This window comes from Affinundibacterium danionis (assembly GCF_042432465.1).
Classification (GTDB): domain Bacteria; phylum Pseudomonadota; class Gammaproteobacteria; order Burkholderiales; family Burkholderiaceae_D; genus Undibacterium; species Undibacterium danionis.
This window is the reverse complement of record NZ_JBHLXJ010000034.1, coordinates 26,935-42,452: the sequence shown is the minus strand read 5'-3', so window position 1 is coordinate 42,452 and position 15,518 is coordinate 26,935. Positions and strand designations below refer to the sequence as shown.

Genomic DNA, 15,518 nt, shown 5'->3' with positions numbered 1-15,518 from the left:
TATCTCTATCTTATAGAAAGTCCAAGTCGCATTGCAATTAGTTCTTGCTTGAATTTACCAAAAATATTAATGCTAGTCTCATAGGTATTTGCCAGTGTTGAACGCTCATGAGGGACATGAATATCGGAAGTCAACATAGGCGCTTTCTCGTATGTTCGACCTAAGTCCAAGGTGAGTCCTTGAGTGAATGACTTGTTTTTCTCTGTATTGGATTTTTGCGTTACTTCATTCTTAGTTTTTGACATCGAATCAAATTTTACACTCAAGCCCTCTGGTATTTCTTGCGCCACACGCGTTGCGTATTCGATCAAATCTGGCTCTGCTGGCATGTAGAGAAAAGCATCACTCTTTGTTTCATCGTTACTGCGCAGTATTCGTCCGAGTACCTGGCGAAAGTGAAGTTCAGTTTTCACTCGGGTCAAATGACAGCACACGCGTAATCTCGGAATGTTTGTACCTTCGCTGATCATGCCAACGGCCACGATCCATTTTTCTGAATTGCGCTTAAATTCGTTGATTGTTTGTTGCGGATCCTCTACTCGATACGTTGCCACGTAGGCCTTCTCGCTAAAGCGGTCTTCTAAAATTCTGACAATTTTATTTGCATGCTCGACCGATGCCGCAACAATTAATCCACCTGCATCAGGAATTTGTTTTCTGATGGTGTTTAGCTTATTAGTCGATTTTCCTATCAGGTAGGCAATGAGTTCATCGTGTTCGATCAACTGCTGGTAGGAACACTTCGAATCTTTGAGTAATTGTCCAAACGACGAATAATTTGAACTCTCTCCGTTGTCCTTAACAACGATGTTATCGTTATCGATCAAGGTAATCTGAGGTGTTCTGCAGACATTATCCGAGACGGCCTGCGTCAGTCCATAGATATAGTCGCAGTGGATTTGGTTATTTTGACAGTAACGGGACAGCGCAATGGGAATTTGATCTGACCTCCAAGGTGTTCCCGTCAATGCCAAGGTATAGGCAGCACGTCCTTGAATATTTTCAATAATCTTCTGACCCCAGGCATTCGCATTTTCTATCCCATCACCCGCGCAGTGGTGGATTTCGTCGAAAATGACGAATATACGATAGGTCTCAAATAGTGCCCAAAACGATGCATCGAGATGGAGCATTCCTTGATAGGTTAAAGAGCGACCTTTAGAGCCTAAAAGGCCATCCATCCGTAAATTGGTATGTGTCGCCAGTGCTGATTCAAAATCAGATGCCACTGTAACCGACGGAGAAAAACACAAAACAAGATCTATTTTATTTTCCAGAAAAAGTCTGTTGGCCAGTGTTGACGCCATGATGGTTTTTCCAGCACCGGGTGTTGCTAAGCAAAGGAAATGATTTTCTTTGGTCGCGAATTTTCGCCATGCACGATCAATGCAAGCGGACTGCCACTTTCTCAGTTTCATGATTAGCGAGAACTTAAAGCGATTAGGTTTTCAATTGCTTTTACTTTGCCTAATAATTTAGAGCATCTGTCTCGTGATTCGTTATAAAGCTCTTGAATTTGCGCGCCAATTTCTGGTAGCTCTTTATAAATGGCGTCGTACTCTTCGGCCTCGCCGATGGCAGTGAGTAACATCAATTTTTGTTGATTAAGACGGTCAGTCAAATTTTTTCCGAGCGTATTCTTTTGCACCAAAGGTTCATTCTTTGTTGTGTTAGACGATTGATTTTCGTTTGTGAGTCGCTCACTAAACTGATCCGTCATTTTGTATTGTTGCGCACGTCCCTGAGAGGCTACTTGAACAATGTCACCTGTCGATAAGAACCTCAATATGTTTCTATGAACAAATTGCCTGGCAGATTTTGATTCAGAATGAATTTTTGAAGGTGTCGTTAAATACACCTCAAGTGCTTTGCCTATTGTAAAAGTCTTGCCAGCCAATAACCGAAAAGTGTCGATTACTTCCTTTTTAAATTTTCTTTGCTTCATTTTGCGTAAAGATTTTGTATCGAATTTCGCTACATTGTATCGCGTATCTACTATCGCTACAATGAAAACTTCCTCCTACTCACCTCATTACGAGAAACTTCGTGCTTGGCTGAAGCTGAGACGTTCAGTGTCTTCATTAACACTACGTGAGATCGCCCCCATCATTGGCGCTCACTTCACGAGCGTCGGGAAGATGGAACAAGATCGAAAGAAAATTGAACTTGTAGAATTCATCAAGTATTGTCAGGCCATCGATGCAGATCCACATGAAGGTTTAGAAATTATTATTCAGTCGATCACCGAACAAAATCATCGTAAGAAAAAAATCTCGGGAAAGTAATGAGCTTTTACAGCTTTGAAAAAGCGCTCTTCAAATAGATATTGGTGATTGAATGCAGCTTTACTAAGAGACTCCCAACAAAGTGCGCAACTTTATTTCTGCATTTTCGTCAAATCCGCTTGATGATTCTGTCTTGATTAAATTGGATAAGAATGGGCGAAATAAATAGGGCTTGTCGTCAATCGCAACCCAAGGTAGCCATGGCTCACCCGAATCACGTAACCATGCTTCAATTTCAGTTTGGCGTTGATAGCCAATCACCTCAAATAATTCAGCACGCTCACGCCAATGAGGCGTCGCACCAATGATCCGATGGCGAATCGCAACATCAAAGAAATCGCGTAGTGTTTCGAGTGATCGTGTATCTCGCCACGTGCTGCTGACAACGACGCTTACGTGCGGAAATTCGTGTAGGATTTTTTCCAATCTCGGCAAAAAACAAAATAACTGATCTTGGTCGTAGCAAGGTTCTGGGTGCAATACGCCATCAAAATCAAGAAATATAATCACGAATTAATCCTAATATTGAAATAGGTTACGACTTGCTCTTAGCGATAAGAATTCTGGTGCTAGTGAGGATTTGTCCTAAATAAGCCAAATCTTATATTCAATGACAGTTTCCACCATGGCTACCCAATTTTTTAGTTGGCAATCCTTCCGTAGTAGCAAGATTGTGCAAAATTCCGCAATCTTTACCCGCGGTCGGATTTTCGCAAAGACTGCGCAAATGTGTGAGTTGCGTTTGCAATTGCAGTAATTCGGCAATCCGGTGCGCAACATGCTCAATATGTTTGTCCAATATCTGGTTGACTTCAATACAGGTCTGCTGCGGTGCATCTTTATATTTCAAGAGTTGGCGAATTTCATGCAAGGTCATATCTAACGATCGGCAATGACGAATAAATTGTAGCCTCTCCGCATGCATCTCACTATACAAACGATAATTCCCTTGCGAGCGTACAGCGGGAGGCAGTAGTCCTTCTTTCTCATAAAAACGGATAGTCTCGACCTGACAGCCAGAACGTTTCGCAAGTTCGCCAATTTTCAGTTCCATTTGAATTACTCCCGTCAACAAATATTACTTGACCCTATACCTACTACAGGGTTTTTAATAGCACTATACGCTTTTGGGAGCATTTATGTCATCTACAACCGAATCTCAATCTGCCTGCGCGACCGACAAGCCCGACTGCGGTTGCGCTAACGCCACAACTGTGATCTCTGCGGGAGCAGATACTATTTCGAGTGCTGGCACCACAACTGTGGTGTATCGCATCGAGAATATGGACTGTCCAACGGAAGAAACCTTGATACGCCAAAAACTGGCATCCATCAAAGACATTGCGCAACTTAATTTTAATTTGTTAGAGCGCAAACTCACAGTCAAGCATCATCTTGTTGACGACAAGTCGATTCAAAGTGCTTTACAAGATATCGGGATGCAAGTCGAGCTGATTAATGCAACCGAACAATCCCAGCAAAATGTCAATGCACCTACAATTTCAAATAGATCGTGGTGGCTAGCGGGCTTGGGAATCGCCAGTGCCGTAGCTGCGGAGGTGATCGCCTGGATAAGTGGCAATGAATCAAGTTGGGAAGTGATTGTTTTATCCTTGTTTGCCATCATGGTAAGCGGTATTGGCACCTATAAAAAAGGATGGATCGCGCTCACCAATTTCAACTTAAACATTAACGCCCTGATGGCAATTGCTGTAACAGGCGCTGTCATCATAGGACAATGGCCAGAGGCGGCAATGGTCATGGTGTTGTTCAGCCTGTCAGAAATGATCGAAGCTTTGTCTTTAGACCGTGCGCGCAACGCGATTCGGGGATTGATGGCGATGGCACCTGAACAAGCGACGGTAAGGCAAGTTGATGGTTCTTGGCTCACTGTAGGAACTGACCAAATTCAAATTGGTGCAATTCTACGGGTTGCGCCGGGAGAACGGGTTCCGCTGGATGGTATCTTGACTGAGGGAGCATCCGCGATTGATCAGGCTCCGATTACAGGAGAAAGTATTCCGGTTGCAAAAAATATCGGCGATCAGCTTTTCGCTGGAACGATCAATCAAAGTGGTTCCTTTCTTTACCGCGTTACGTCCCTAAAGGCTGATTCGGCATTAGCACGTATTATTGTTCGCATTGAAGAAGCGCAAGCAAGTCGTGCGCCCACCCAGCGTTTCGTCGATCAATTCGCTAAAGTTTATACGCCTGTGGTCTTCTTATTGGCATTAGCGGTCATGATAGTGCCACCTGTCTTTTTCGCATTACCATGGTCAGTCTGGGTCTACAAAGCCTTGGTGTTATTAGTGATTGCGTGTCCTTGTGCGCTAGTGGTGTCAACACCGGTGACTGTCGTCAGCGGTTTAGCGGCAGCAGCTAAAGCAGGCATTTTGATCAAAGGTGGTGTCTATCTGGAAGATGGACGTAATTTAAAAGTCCTTGCACTGGACAAGACGGGCACTATTACCTTGGGTAAGCCAAGCGTCACCGACATCTCTTTGCTTCAAGGTGATGCCAATATGCACTTGCAGCTGGCAGCAAGCTTGGCGATACGTTCAGATCATCCTGTATCGGGTGCTATCAGCCGCTACTGGCAAACGCAATTTCCCACTTTACCTCTCACTGAAGTAGTTCAGTTTGAAGCCTTGATGGGGCGTGGTGTGAAAGCACGTATGGGCGATCAATGGTTTTATTTAGGTAATCACCGATTGGTTGAAGAATTAGGTATCTGCAACACTAGCCTCGAAGCCACGTTACGCACCTTCGAAAGTGATGGAAAAACGGTGGTAATTCTCTGTAATGAAACAACGCCACTACTCATGGTTGCGGTGGCTGACACGGTTCGTGAAACCAGTCGTCAAGCCATTACCGAACTGCATGCCATGGGAGTACGTACCATCATGCTGACGGGTGACAATACGCTCACAGCGAAGGCAATTGCCCGACATGTTGGCATTGATGATGCGCGCGGTGATTTATTGCCCGAAGGTAAGTTGGCGGCCATCCATCAAGAGATAGCGCAATATGGTCGCGTGGGAATGGTTGGCGACGGGATTAATGATGCGCCAGCGTTGGCCAAAGCGCATATTGGATTTGCAATGGGCGCTGCCGGAACAGATACCGCATTGGAAACAGCCGATGTCGCGTTAATGGATGATGATCTGCGTAAGATTCCTCAGTTTATTCAATTGAGTCAACGTACCTCCCGCATTCTGAAGCAAAACATTAGTTTAGCGCTGGGGATTAAAATGATTTTCTTGGTACTCGCCGTGTTTGGCTCGGCCAGCCTTTGGATGGCAGTCTTTGCCGATATGGGAGCAAGCCTGTTGGTCATTTTTAATGGTTTGCGTTTGCTCAAATTTTCTGCTGCATCCAAGTCTACCGTGAAATCATTCATCTAGATAACGAATTTGTAATCCATTAGAGAAACCGATCAGGTATATAATTCGCGCTATGTGTAAAAAGTGGATCGTCATGTTAGTGATTGCCTTTAGCTTCCAACTTAGTTGGACGGCGGCAAGTGCATTTTGTCAACATGAAACTGATCAGTCCACCCAACATTTTGGGCATCATCCTCATCAACATCAAACATCGGGTCATGAGGATCAAAAGGATAAAACCAGTAGTAAAAAATCTGTGTCGCATCCCGATTGCGCAACATGTCATCACGGTTCTTCCATGGCAGCCGAATTGCAGATAAATCCCTTGGATTTGTCTGCACTCCAAGATACGGATCGCTTTAATTCTCCTCAACCTCCCATGCCATTTTTGGCAGAGCCTGAACGTCCCAAGTGGATGTACGTCGTCTAATCCGGCGTCCATTGATTGTCACTCTTTATTAGTTCCTTTTTTTCTGATACTCAAAGGCTGACAGTTCACGACCGGATTTTTCCTATTGCTTCGTTTTTAGAATAATTTCGGGAATAATTTCAGGGGAATTCCATGCAGAAATTGCTTTTGCCGCCCACGCTATCGTGGCTCGCGGCGTTACTATTGGCGTCTTTACCCACATACCTTGTGGCACAGACATTACAGACCAATACGCATACAAAAGATCAAGCGAGTACGCCAATGCTCGCAGCAAGACTATCAACAGATAAGGTAATCAATACAACTGTTGGTAGTCGTTTAAGTTTGCAAGAAGCGATACGTTTAGCCCAGCAATATCATCCGGATATTGCTGCTGCGAAGCGAGAGATAACAGCGACCGAGGCAAGCCTGCGTCAAGCAGGCCTATTACGTAATCCAGAATTGGTTGCGATGATGGAAGATGCTCGCAGTGAAAATCGAAGTACTACGTGGCAACTCAATCAGGCAATTGAGCTTGGCGGGAAACGACGTGCCCGACTCTCGGTGGCAGAAAGTGGTTTGAATATCGCTAAAATCGACTTCACCATGATGTTGAACGAGATTCGTGCCACCGTCACAACGCGCTTTAATGAGGTGCTGATCGCACAAGAGCGTCAACGATTGGCGCTCACGTCACTGGAGCTGACTCAGCGCGCTTACAATGCGGCTAAAAAACAAGTCACGGTGGGTAAAGTCGCGCCGTTAGAAGAAAGTAAAGCACGCGTGGCGCAGTCCAGCGCACAGCTTGAGCTGGCTAAATCAGAGACTGAATTAATGATTGCACGCCAGCGATTGCAATCTGTTATCGGCAACAACGCAAATCAATCTACTGAATTTCTGGGACATTTCGATACCTTACCTTTGTTACCCGATAGCTTGGATTTAGAAAAGCAACTGACGCAATCACCACAAATCATCAAAGCAAAAATCGAGGTGGAAAAACGCGCCGCGATGGCCGATGTGGAACGCAGTAAGCAGATTCCGGATGTGACGGTAAGCCTTGGCGCGAAGCGGGAGCAACTGACCGGGCGACAACAACCAATGGTCGGAATCGCTATCCCTCTGAGTTTATTCGATCGCAATCAAGGCAATGTGCAGGAAACTATTAGTCGTCTTGATAAGGCCAAGGATGAACTGCAATCAACACAGATACGCGTTCGCAATGAATTGATGCAAGCCCATCAGCGACTACGCTTCGCCATCGACGAGGCACAACTGAGTAAAACAGATGTACTACCCAATGCCCAAAATGCTTTTGAGCTTGCATTGAAAGGTTTTGAATTCGGTAAATTCAATTTCTTAGATGTCCTCGATGCGCAGCGCTCTCTCTTGGCTGCGAAAGCACAATATTTACGTAGTTGTGGCGATGCCCATCTTGCCGCAGCGGATATTCAAAGACTGCTCAATGATCAAGCGTTTGAATTCTATCCAGCGACTGACTCATTTTAGGAATAACCATGAAATTTTTATCTCAACTTACGCAATCATCACCGCTCAAATACCGGAACCAAGCGATTGCAGTGGCCATCGTTCTCGTAGTTGGTTTGGTCTTAGCGATCGCTATCTTATTTTCCAATAAATCTGGTACCAAAACAGAGGAACATGATGAGGCCACCCATAAGGGAGAGCATGCAGAAAAAACAGGTGAAGAAGCGGCTCCTGATCAGAAAGGGCCACATGGCGGCCGCCTATTTACGCAAGGCACTTATGCGTTAGAAGTCACCATTTTTGAAGTGGATTCTGTACCGGTCTTTCGGCTTTACCCCTACCAAAATGGCAAAGCTATAGCACCTGGTGCCAGCGACGTCACTGTCTTGGTGCAGCGCTTGGGTCAGGAAGCCCAGACGTATCGATTAAAACCAGAACAGGATTATTTGACCAGTACGGATGAACTGGAAGAACCTCATTCCTTTGATGTCAAAATTAAGGCCATATTTGATCAAAAGACCTATGAATTTCACTACGAGCAGATCGAAGGCCGAGTGCAAATGAGTGAGCAGCAACGCAAACATAACGGGATTGAAACCCAGGTTGCTGGACCGATGCTATTGCAAAGCACAATGTCACTGTTAGGCGAGATTCGTTTGAACGCCGACAACACGGTACATGTCGTGCCACGCCTGACAGGATTAGTCGAACGTGTTTTGGTGAATGCCGGTGACAAGGTTAAGCAAGGGCAAGTGTTAGCGGTGATTTCCAGTCAGCTGTTAGCAGACCAACGCAGTGAAGTGCTGGCGGCACAAAAACGGTTTGCGTTAGCGAAAAAGAGTTTTGAGCGAGAAAAGAAATTGTGGGAAGAAAAAATTTCTGCCGAACAGGATTATTTAGCGGCACAAAACGCCTTACAAGAAGCCGATATCACACGTCAAAGTGCAGAGCAAAAATTAGCGGCTTTAGGCGCTAATTCTTCTATCGGCACGACTGGCGGATCACTCACTCGTTTAGAAATTCGTTCACCCATTAACGGCACCATCACGGAAAAAAATATCGCGATGGGACAAGTGCTGAAAGAGGATGCTACGATTTTTACAGTGACCAATCTCGATACAGTCTGGGTTGAAGCGGTTATTCCAGCGAAAGAACTGGGACAAATTAAAGTCGGGCAAAAAGCAATGATCAATGCAACGGCATTTGAAGCGAGTACCAGTGGAAAAGTAAGTTATGTAGGCTCAGTGGTCGGTGATCAGACCTTAAGTGCGATGGCGCGTCTGGTGGTGTCTAATGCAAAAGGACTTTGGTATCCCGGTCTGCCAGTCAATCTGGTTGTGCAATCTGCAGCGGTGAACACGCCGGTGGTTGTCGCCAGCGAAGCTATTCAAAGTGTCAATGAAGTCTCTAGTGTGTTTATCAAAGTCGGCGATCAGTTCGAAGTACGGCCTGTGGAATTGGGTCGGACTAATGGCAAGTTTACTGAAGTAGTGAAAGGCCTGCACGCGGGTGAAACCTACGTTTCAAAAAATAGTTTTCTGATGAAAGCGGAATTGGGTAAATCGTCAGCGAGTCATGACGATTAACACCTAATCAGATCTTCTTATGGATCATTTCATTCATTTCAGAAAGTAAAAATCATGTTTGAGAAACTTATTCGCTTTTCCATCGACCATCGATGGATGGTGTTGGCAGTTACCTTGTGTTTTGCCGCGCTGGGTATCGTCAACTACCAACGGTTACCGATCGATGCGGTACCCGACATAACTAACGTTCAGGTACAAATTAATACTGTATTACCAGGGTACTCGCCCTTAGAGTCAGAGCAGCGAGTGACCTTTCCGATAGAAACGGTCATGGCAGGTTTGCCGTCTCTACAGCAAACGCGTTCGCTCTCCCGTTACGGTTTGTCGCAAGTGACAGTGGTCTTTAAGGACGGTACCGACATTTATTTCGCGCGTCAGTTGGTCAATGAACGTCTGCAAGAAGCAAAATCAAAATTGCCAGCGGGTGTTGAGCCTGCTATGGGGCCTATTTCTACGGGTTTGGGTGAAATTGTGATGTGGACGGTCGAAGCTAAACCTGGTGCTTTAAATGCCTCGGGTGAGCCTTATTCCTCCACCGAGCTTCGTGAGATTCAGGATTGGATCGTTAAACCGCAATTGCGTAATGTCGCTGGTGTAACCGAGATCAATACCATCGGTGGCTATGACAAAGAGTTTTTGGTCGCTACTAGACCAGAAAAGCTGGTTGCCTACGATGTTACTTGGCAAGAAGTCGCTGAAGCAATCGAAAAGAATAATGCCAATATAGGCGCTGGTTACATTGAACGTCGAGGTGAACAATACTTGGTGCGCGCACCAGGACAGCTTAGTTCTATTGCGGACATTAAACAAATCATCGTGAAATCCATCCACGAGACACCGATTCGTATCGAAGATGTGGCAGACGTTGAAATTGGCAAGGAGTTGCGCACAGGAGCCGCTACTGAAAATGGTCGTGAAGTCGTGCTGGGTACCGTATTTATGTTAATGGGTGAAAATAGCCGTAAAGTGTCGCTCGCTGTCAGTAAAAAAATTGAAGAGATCAATCGCTCTTTACCGAAAGGCGTCATTGTTAATACCGTGTACGACCGGACGATATTAGTGGATAAAGCGATTAATACGGTGAAGAAAAATCTGCTCGAAGGTGCTGTACTGGTTATCGCGATTCTATTTCTATTCTTAGGTAATATCCGCGCTGCCATCATTACGGCAATGGTGATTCCCTTAGCGATGCTATTCACGTTCACTGGCATGGTCGGCAACAAAGTTAGTGCGAACCTGATGAGTTTGGGAGCATTGGATTTTGGCATTATCATCGACGGTGCAGTCGTCATTGTAGAAAATTGCGTGCGGCGTTTAGCGCATGCGCAACAGCATCATGGCAGACTATTAACGCGGCATGAGCGCTTTAATGAGGTATTCGAAGCAGCAAAAGAATCACGTAGACCCTTGTTATTCGGTCAGTTAATCATCATGGTGGTGTACTTACCGATTTTTGCGTTGACAGGTGTCGAGGGCAAAATGTTCCATCCCATGGCTTTTACGGTGGTTGCCGCATTGATTGCAGCGATGGTTCTCTCAGTGACATTTATTCCGGCCTCCGTCGCACTATTTATCGGCAATAACATCGTCGAAAAAGAAAATGGCGCGATTAGCCGTATTCAAAAACGCTACCAATCTCTATTGGACTGGACACTACATAGTAAAGCCTTGGTGTTAAGTATTGCAGGCACCACCATCATTTTGAGTGGTTTGTTGTTGACTCGCATGGGAAGTGAATTTGTTCCTAGTTTAAACGAAGGTGACATTACCATGCATGCGATGCGTATTCCGGGTACGGGTCTCAATCAGGCAGTGCAAATGCAACAGGATCTTGAACGCGTCATTCAAAAATTCCCTGAGGTTGAACGGGTATTTTCAAAAATCGGTACCGCGGAAATTGCGACCGATCCGATGCCGCCGAGTTTGGCAGACACGTTTATTATGCTCAAACCTGAAAATGAATGGCCCAAGCCAAAACGAAGTAAAGAGGCGTTGATCGAGGCAATACAAGAAGCTGTTACCAAGGTGCCGGGAAACAATTATGAATTCACCCAACCAATTCAAATGCGCTTTAATGAATTGATTTCAGGTGTGCGTAGCGACGTGGCGGTGAAGGTATTTGGTGACGACATGGACACCATGAATAAATCGGCTGAAAAAATCTCTCAGGTACTCTCCAAAATTGAGGGTGCCGTCGATGTGAAGGTGGAGCAAACCACGGGATTACCAATGCTCAATATTCAAATTGATCGCGATAAAATTGCCCGTTTAGGTGTTAACGTCAATGATGTTCAAGGTGTCATCAGTCACGCCATTGGCGGTCAAGCGGTGAGTACCATGTTTCAAGGTGATCGTCGTTTTGATATCGTAGTGCGTTTGCCAGATCATTTACGCAATGATGTCGATACGATTAAACGCGTACCAATTCGTCTGCCCAAGGACGGTAACAGTCCTGATAAAGCGGGTTATGTACGCCTCAGCGATGTAGCGGCTGTCACCATGGGAGCGAGTCCTAATCAAATCAGTCGAGAAGAAGGAAAACGCCGGGTGGTTGTCACCGCAAATGTCCGAGGGCGCGATATTGGCTCCTTCGTGAATGAAGCCCAAGAGAGTATGCGCAAAGAAGTAAGCATGCCAACTGGTTACTGGATGACGTGGGGCGGTACCTTTGAACAATTACAGTCAGCGAGTAATCGCTTAAAAGTGGTTGTGCCAGCTGCGTTGGTGCTGGTTTTTATGCTGCTCTTTGCGATGTTTGGCAATATGCGAGATGGCCTATTAGTCTTCACTGGCGTGCCATTCGCCCTGACAGGAGGGATTGTAGCCTTATGGTTGAGAGATATTCCTTTATCGATTTCAGCGGGCATCGGTTTTATTGCTCTATCTGGCGTGGCGGTATTAAACGGGTTGGTGATGATCGCTTATATCCGTTCACTGATCGATAAAGGCATGGATGTAGATGCCGCGATCAGTGAAGGCGCAGTAACGCGACTGCGTCCCGTATTGATGACCGCATTAGTCGCCTCATTAGGATTCATTCCTATGGCCATCGCCACGGGTACCGGTGCTGAAGTACAACGACCGCTGGCGACCGTCGTTATTGGTGGGATTATTTCGTCAACGCTATTAACGTTACTGGTACTGCCATTGCTGTACAAGCTTGTGCCTTCTTATTTCACGAAAGAAATTGAAGCTTAGTTTGCCATGTAGATTTGCCCCACATGTTTAGCGATAACATGTGGGGGTCAAATGAAGTCAAGGCTTACTCAACTGGCGTATTGGCGAAGGCTTGCTTAAACTGGACTCGATACGCTGTTGAGAAAATTGATCAGCGACATCAACATAGCGCATCGCTGACTGAACATTTTTCCAGCCAACATATTCCATTAGCGTTTTTAAATCCCATCCATTGGCGGTAGCCCAAGTAGCGAAGCCGCGCCGTAACGAATGACCACTGTACAAATCAGCGGATGTGACTCCCGCATTCGTCAAGATAGCGCGAAAAATCGGAATCAGGCTATCCTCATGTAGGCCAGCTTCTGCAATATGACCCCATCGATCTATCGAGCGAAACACCGGCCCAGAGTTCAACTGCGATACGTGAATCCATTCGACAAATGCTTCAACAGGACAGAGCTTTGATAACGCTGGCGTCTTAAAGCTGGTTCCTTGATATCGCCGATCACTTTTCGTTTGTGATAGATAGCAAGTCATTCCTTCACCAGGCAACACCGAAACATCCTCGACCAGCAATCGTGTAAGTTCATCGCCTCGAAAGCCTCGCCAAAATCCAAGCAGTAAAAGTGCTCTGTCTCGAACATATCGTAGCTCAGTCCGACGATTACCTTCACTGCGAGCTTTTTCAATGGTCGATTCTAACCACCGTACCACCTGTTCAAGTTGATCTAGTTGTAGGGGCTTCGCCTGCTTTTCTTTGGCGGGGTGAAGTGCTTGAATGCCGCGAAAAACTTTACGTACTACTGGTGATTTGGTGGGGTCTGGAAATCCTTGCGAAATATGCCATTGCGCTAGGGCAGCCAAACGCTGTCGTAGGGTATTGATCGCTAGCGTATCAGCGTAAGCGGCCAGATAATTAGCTATATTGTCGGCGGTAGCGGGCAAAAAGCCTCCCCATTCAACTTCAAAATGACGTACGGCGGCTTGATAGCTTTGACGGGTATTGTCGCGGGTAGCCGCTTGAATGTATTGATCAATTTTGCTCATGATTTTGATGATTACACATGAAATCAGTAATTTACCTTAATTTTTACCTATCACACAGGATAATCCTAAATTATCCTTTATTAAAATCAAGAAATATGTGCTTGAAAAATCATTAAATTTAGTATGTAATTACATGGTACGTAATACATTACGATATTTGATGGAGTGACGATATGGCGCGAACTGGTTTATACAAATCCGAAGTAAAAAAAGCACGCGATGCATTGATTGCGCAGGGGCGACATCCCTCAGTCGATGCCGTTCGCGTTGAATTGGGTAATACCGGCTCTAAATCGACAATCCATAAATATCTCAAAGAATTAGAGGCTGAATACGGCAAAGTTGACGATCGAAAAGCATCTATCAGTGAGGCCTTACATGACCTCGTTGCGCGCCTAGCTATTCAGTTGGAGGCAGAAGCAAATGAACGGATTGGCGAAGTGCAGATACAAAGCACGGAGACGGAACGTCAGCTCAATGCATCCATTGCGGCATTAAACGCCTCCAATGAGGCGTTGAGCGAAAAACTAAGCGTTGTCGAGGCCGGAACTCAAAGTGAAGTGGCAGCGCACGCCAGAACTGCAGAATCATTGCAACGCGAAACCATTGCACGCCACACCCTAGAGCAACAGGTAATCGATCTGAAAGAACGTCTACTCGAAAACGAGGCGTACCGGGAATCTTTAGAGTCCAAGCACACCCATGCGCGGGAGGCTTTAGAACATTATCGTGAGTCAGTAAAGGAGCAGCGCGACCAAGATATCAGGCGCCACGAACATCAAGTACAGCAGCTACAAGGCGAAATTCGCCACTTGCAGCAAAGCCTAGTGCACAAGCAAAACGAAATTACAGGGCTCAATCAGGATGGCGCCAGATTGGTTGCTGAGCTTTCTCAGGCTCAAAAATCACTTTACGAACTGCAGGGGCTTGAGCGAAAGCATATTAGTGAGATTGAGTTGCTCAAAGTGGCTGCTGCCCGTATTCCTTTACTGGAATCTGATTTGGCAACGAAAGATGTCGTTATTGTCGAATTAAGAAATCAATTGTCGGAAATTTCCGCGCAAAACGATGAATTGAAGGCGCAATTTCATGAGCAGCAATTGGAATTAGTCAAATCCTCTGCAGTGATTGAAACTCAAAAAATGATTCTGGCCGATTTAGAGGAACATTTTGATATTAAAAAGCTAACACCAATAATGCAGTCACCACCAGGAATACAGAAATAAGTGTAACAATAGTCTTTCACGGTACATCAACCGCAGCAATTGCGCTGCTGTTGAATTGGCGGGCACTTCACAGTACCGTAGGAACAAAAGACGCAGCAATCGCCGACCTTTGGCCGCAACACAACGCCACAACCTTGACACTCGTAGTAGTACTGGCAAGCATCTGTTGGCATCGTTTCTTGTTTGCTGTGACCACAATGCGGACATGTCAAAATCGATTCGAGGGTTGCGTCTGTCATAGCGTTACTTTCTGACCGTTGAAGGGAATCCGGCATCGGTCGTCGCTTTGGTCAACATCGAGGAGTTGGCTCTGTCCGTATCAAGATTCACTATGGCTGTTTTGTGCTCAAAGTCGACTTTTACATCGGTCACGCCGGGAACTCGCTCCAGTGCTTTCTTGACAGTAATTGGGCAAGTAGCACAGGTCATGTTCTGCACATCGAGAGTGACGGATTTTGGTGTACCTGCCAAAGCTGATCCGCTTAGCAACAGTGCGACGAAAAAGGTAGAAATACGCATCGAAAAGTCCTTTCAATAAAACAGTGAGGCATACAAAGGTAACGCCAGCAGCAATATCACCGGCAAAGTAACGAGCCAAAAGATAATGCGTTGGTTACGGATAACGCGGCCATCGACACAGGCATCACCTGGTTCGCATGACCGTCGACGCACGTACAAATTGTAAAAGGCAGCTCCCAGGAACAGAACTGTCATAGCAGTGAAGTAAGGGCTATATGGCTCAAACGCGATAAGGTGAGATGCCCAACCGCCGCCGACACCTAGCAATAGCAGAACGAGCGGGCCTGCGCAACATGCCGAGGCGCCAAGCGCTGCTAACACGCCCGCTACTAAAGATCCCTTCGTTCCGAATGCCATGCCTCACCTCATTTTGTTTTTTACAGAGATAGGATAAACTC

The 15,518-nt window shown here is 45.9% G+C and carries 15 protein-coding genes; 7 read left to right on the top strand and 8 right to left on the bottom strand.

Annotated elements, in window-relative coordinates; genetic code table 11:
- Window positions 1-5: 5 nt before the first annotated feature.
- The gene (locus tag ACFFJH_RS18865) at window positions 6-1,418 is read right to left on the bottom strand and encodes a DEAD/DEAH box helicase (protein WP_390214605.1); all 1,413 of its coding nucleotides are present in this window, start codon (window positions 1,416-1,418) and stop codon (window positions 6-8) included.
- 2 nt (window positions 1,419-1,420) lie between these two features.
- On the bottom strand, window positions 1,421-1,945 hold the full coding sequence (locus tag ACFFJH_RS18860; protein ID WP_212673725.1) for a hypothetical protein: 525 nt from the start codon (window positions 1,943-1,945) through the stop codon (window positions 1,421-1,423).
- 127 nt (window positions 1,946-2,072) lie between these two features.
- Between ACFFJH_RS18860 and ACFFJH_RS18855 the strand changes: the two genes are divergently transcribed.
- Complete coding sequence (locus ACFFJH_RS18855) at window positions 2,073-2,285, top strand: hypothetical protein (protein ID WP_390214604.1); 213 nt, start codon at window positions 2,073-2,075, stop codon at window positions 2,283-2,285.
- A gap of 63 nt (window positions 2,286-2,348) precedes the next feature.
- Here the strand turns inward: ACFFJH_RS18855 and ACFFJH_RS18850 are convergent, their stop codons facing one another.
- Together ACFFJH_RS18850 and cadR are read right to left on the bottom strand one after the other, a co-directional pair.
- Window positions 2,349-2,795 (bottom strand): HAD domain-containing protein, encoded by a 447-nt coding sequence (locus ACFFJH_RS18850; protein ID WP_390214603.1) that lies wholly within the window; start codon window positions 2,793-2,795, stop codon window positions 2,349-2,351.
- A gap of 97 nt (window positions 2,796-2,892) precedes the next feature.
- Complete coding sequence (gene cadR / locus ACFFJH_RS18845) at window positions 2,893-3,339, bottom strand: Cd(II)/Pb(II)-responsive transcriptional regulator (protein ID WP_390214602.1); 447 nt, start codon at window positions 3,337-3,339, stop codon at window positions 2,893-2,895.
- Window positions 3,340-3,424: 85 nt separating this feature from the next.
- Between cadR and ACFFJH_RS18840 the strand changes: the two genes are divergently transcribed.
- From ACFFJH_RS18840 to ACFFJH_RS18820, 5 genes are all read left to right on the top strand, one after another.
- Complete coding sequence (locus ACFFJH_RS18840; protein WP_212673718.1) at window positions 3,425-5,689, top strand: heavy metal translocating P-type ATPase; 2,265 nt, start codon at window positions 3,425-3,427, stop codon at window positions 5,687-5,689.
- Between the two features lie 73 nt (window positions 5,690-5,762).
- Window positions 5,763-6,098, top strand: coding sequence for a hypothetical protein (locus tag ACFFJH_RS18835; protein ID WP_212673717.1), 336 nt, complete (start codon window positions 5,763-5,765; stop codon window positions 6,096-6,098).
- Window positions 6,099-6,230: 132 nt separating this feature from the next.
- Window positions 6,231-7,586 carry a TolC family protein gene (locus tag ACFFJH_RS18830; RefSeq protein ID WP_212673716.1) on the top strand — a complete coding sequence of 452 codons (1,356 nt, stop codon included), beginning with the start codon at window positions 6,231-6,233 and terminating at the stop codon, window positions 7,584-7,586.
- Window positions 7,587-7,594: 8 nt separating this feature from the next.
- Window positions 7,595-9,151: an efflux RND transporter periplasmic adaptor subunit gene (locus ACFFJH_RS18825; RefSeq protein WP_212673715.1), complete on the top strand. Its 1,557-nt coding sequence runs from the start codon at window positions 7,595-7,597 to the stop codon at window positions 9,149-9,151.
- Window positions 9,152-9,205: 54 nt separating this feature from the next.
- Entirely contained in the window at window positions 9,206-12,349 is a 3,144-nt protein-coding gene (locus ACFFJH_RS18820; protein WP_390214601.1) for an efflux RND transporter permease subunit, read from the top strand.
- A 57-nt stretch (window positions 12,350-12,406) separates the two neighbouring features.
- On the opposite strand, the gene ACFFJH_RS18815 is transcribed toward ACFFJH_RS18820, so the two are convergent.
- Window positions 12,407-13,375: a site-specific integrase gene (locus tag ACFFJH_RS18815; RefSeq protein ID WP_390214600.1), complete on the bottom strand. Its 969-nt coding sequence runs from the start codon at window positions 13,373-13,375 to the stop codon at window positions 12,407-12,409.
- 173 nt (window positions 13,376-13,548) lie between these two features.
- Here ACFFJH_RS18815 and ACFFJH_RS18810 point away from each other — a divergent pair, with 173 nt between their 5' ends.
- Window positions 13,549-14,601 (top strand): DNA-binding protein, encoded by a 1,053-nt coding sequence (locus ACFFJH_RS18810; protein WP_390214599.1) that lies wholly within the window; start codon window positions 13,549-13,551, stop codon window positions 14,599-14,601.
- Window positions 14,602-14,627: 26 nt separating this feature from the next.
- Here the strand turns inward: ACFFJH_RS18810 and ACFFJH_RS18805 are convergent, their stop codons facing one another.
- From ACFFJH_RS18805 to ACFFJH_RS18795, 3 genes are read right to left on the bottom strand one after another with little or no spacing between them, the layout of a single operon-like run.
- A complete protein-coding gene (locus ACFFJH_RS18805; protein WP_390214598.1) occupies window positions 14,628-14,840 on the bottom strand; it encodes a GDCCVxC domain-containing (seleno)protein in 213 nt (70 codons plus the stop codon).
- A gap of 4 nt (window positions 14,841-14,844) precedes the next feature.
- The gene (gene merP / locus ACFFJH_RS18800) at window positions 14,845-15,120 is read right to left on the bottom strand and encodes a mercury resistance system periplasmic binding protein MerP (RefSeq protein ID WP_390214597.1); all 276 of its coding nucleotides are present in this window, start codon (window positions 15,118-15,120) and stop codon (window positions 14,845-14,847) included.
- Window positions 15,121-15,132: 12 nt separating this feature from the next.
- Window positions 15,133-15,477: a mercuric transporter MerT family protein gene (locus tag ACFFJH_RS18795; RefSeq protein WP_390214596.1), complete on the bottom strand. Its 345-nt coding sequence runs from the start codon at window positions 15,475-15,477 to the stop codon at window positions 15,133-15,135.
- Window positions 15,478-15,518: the final 41 nt, after the last annotated feature.

Coding starts and splice junctions, on each gene's coding strand:
- ACFFJH_RS18865 (WP_390214605.1), bottom strand. CDS start 1,418: ATGAAACTGAGAAAGTGGCAGTCCGCTTGCATTGATCGTGCATGGCGA.
- ACFFJH_RS18860 (WP_212673725.1), bottom strand. CDS start 1,945: ATGAAGCAAAGAAAATTTAAAAAGGAAGTAATCGACACTTTTCGGTTA.
- cadR (WP_390214602.1), bottom strand. CDS start 3,339: ATGGAACTGAAAATTGGCGAACTTGCGAAACGTTCTGGCTGTCAGGTC.
- ACFFJH_RS18840 (WP_212673718.1), top strand. CDS start 3,425: ATGTCATCTACAACCGAATCTCAATCTGCCTGCGCGACCGACAAGCCC.
- ACFFJH_RS18835 (WP_212673717.1), top strand. CDS start 5,763: ATGTTAGTGATTGCCTTTAGCTTCCAACTTAGTTGGACGGCGGCAAGT.
- ACFFJH_RS18830 (WP_212673716.1), top strand. CDS start 6,231: ATGCAGAAATTGCTTTTGCCGCCCACGCTATCGTGGCTCGCGGCGTTA.
- ACFFJH_RS18825 (WP_212673715.1), top strand. CDS start 7,595: ATGAAATTTTTATCTCAACTTACGCAATCATCACCGCTCAAATACCGG.
- ACFFJH_RS18820 (WP_390214601.1), top strand. CDS start 9,206: ATGTTTGAGAAACTTATTCGCTTTTCCATCGACCATCGATGGATGGTG.
- ACFFJH_RS18815 (WP_390214600.1), bottom strand. CDS start 13,375: ATGAGCAAAATTGATCAATACATTCAAGCGGCTACCCGCGACAATACC.
- ACFFJH_RS18810 (WP_390214599.1), top strand. CDS start 13,549: ATGGCGCGAACTGGTTTATACAAATCCGAAGTAAAAAAAGCACGCGAT.
- ACFFJH_RS18805 (WP_390214598.1), bottom strand. CDS start 14,840: ATGACAGACGCAACCCTCGAATCGATTTTGACATGTCCGCATTGTGGT.
- merP (WP_390214597.1), bottom strand. CDS start 15,120: ATGCGTATTTCTACCTTTTTCGTCGCACTGTTGCTAAGCGGATCAGCT.
- ACFFJH_RS18795 (WP_390214596.1), bottom strand. CDS start 15,477: ATGGCATTCGGAACGAAGGGATCTTTAGTAGCGGGCGTGTTAGCAGCG.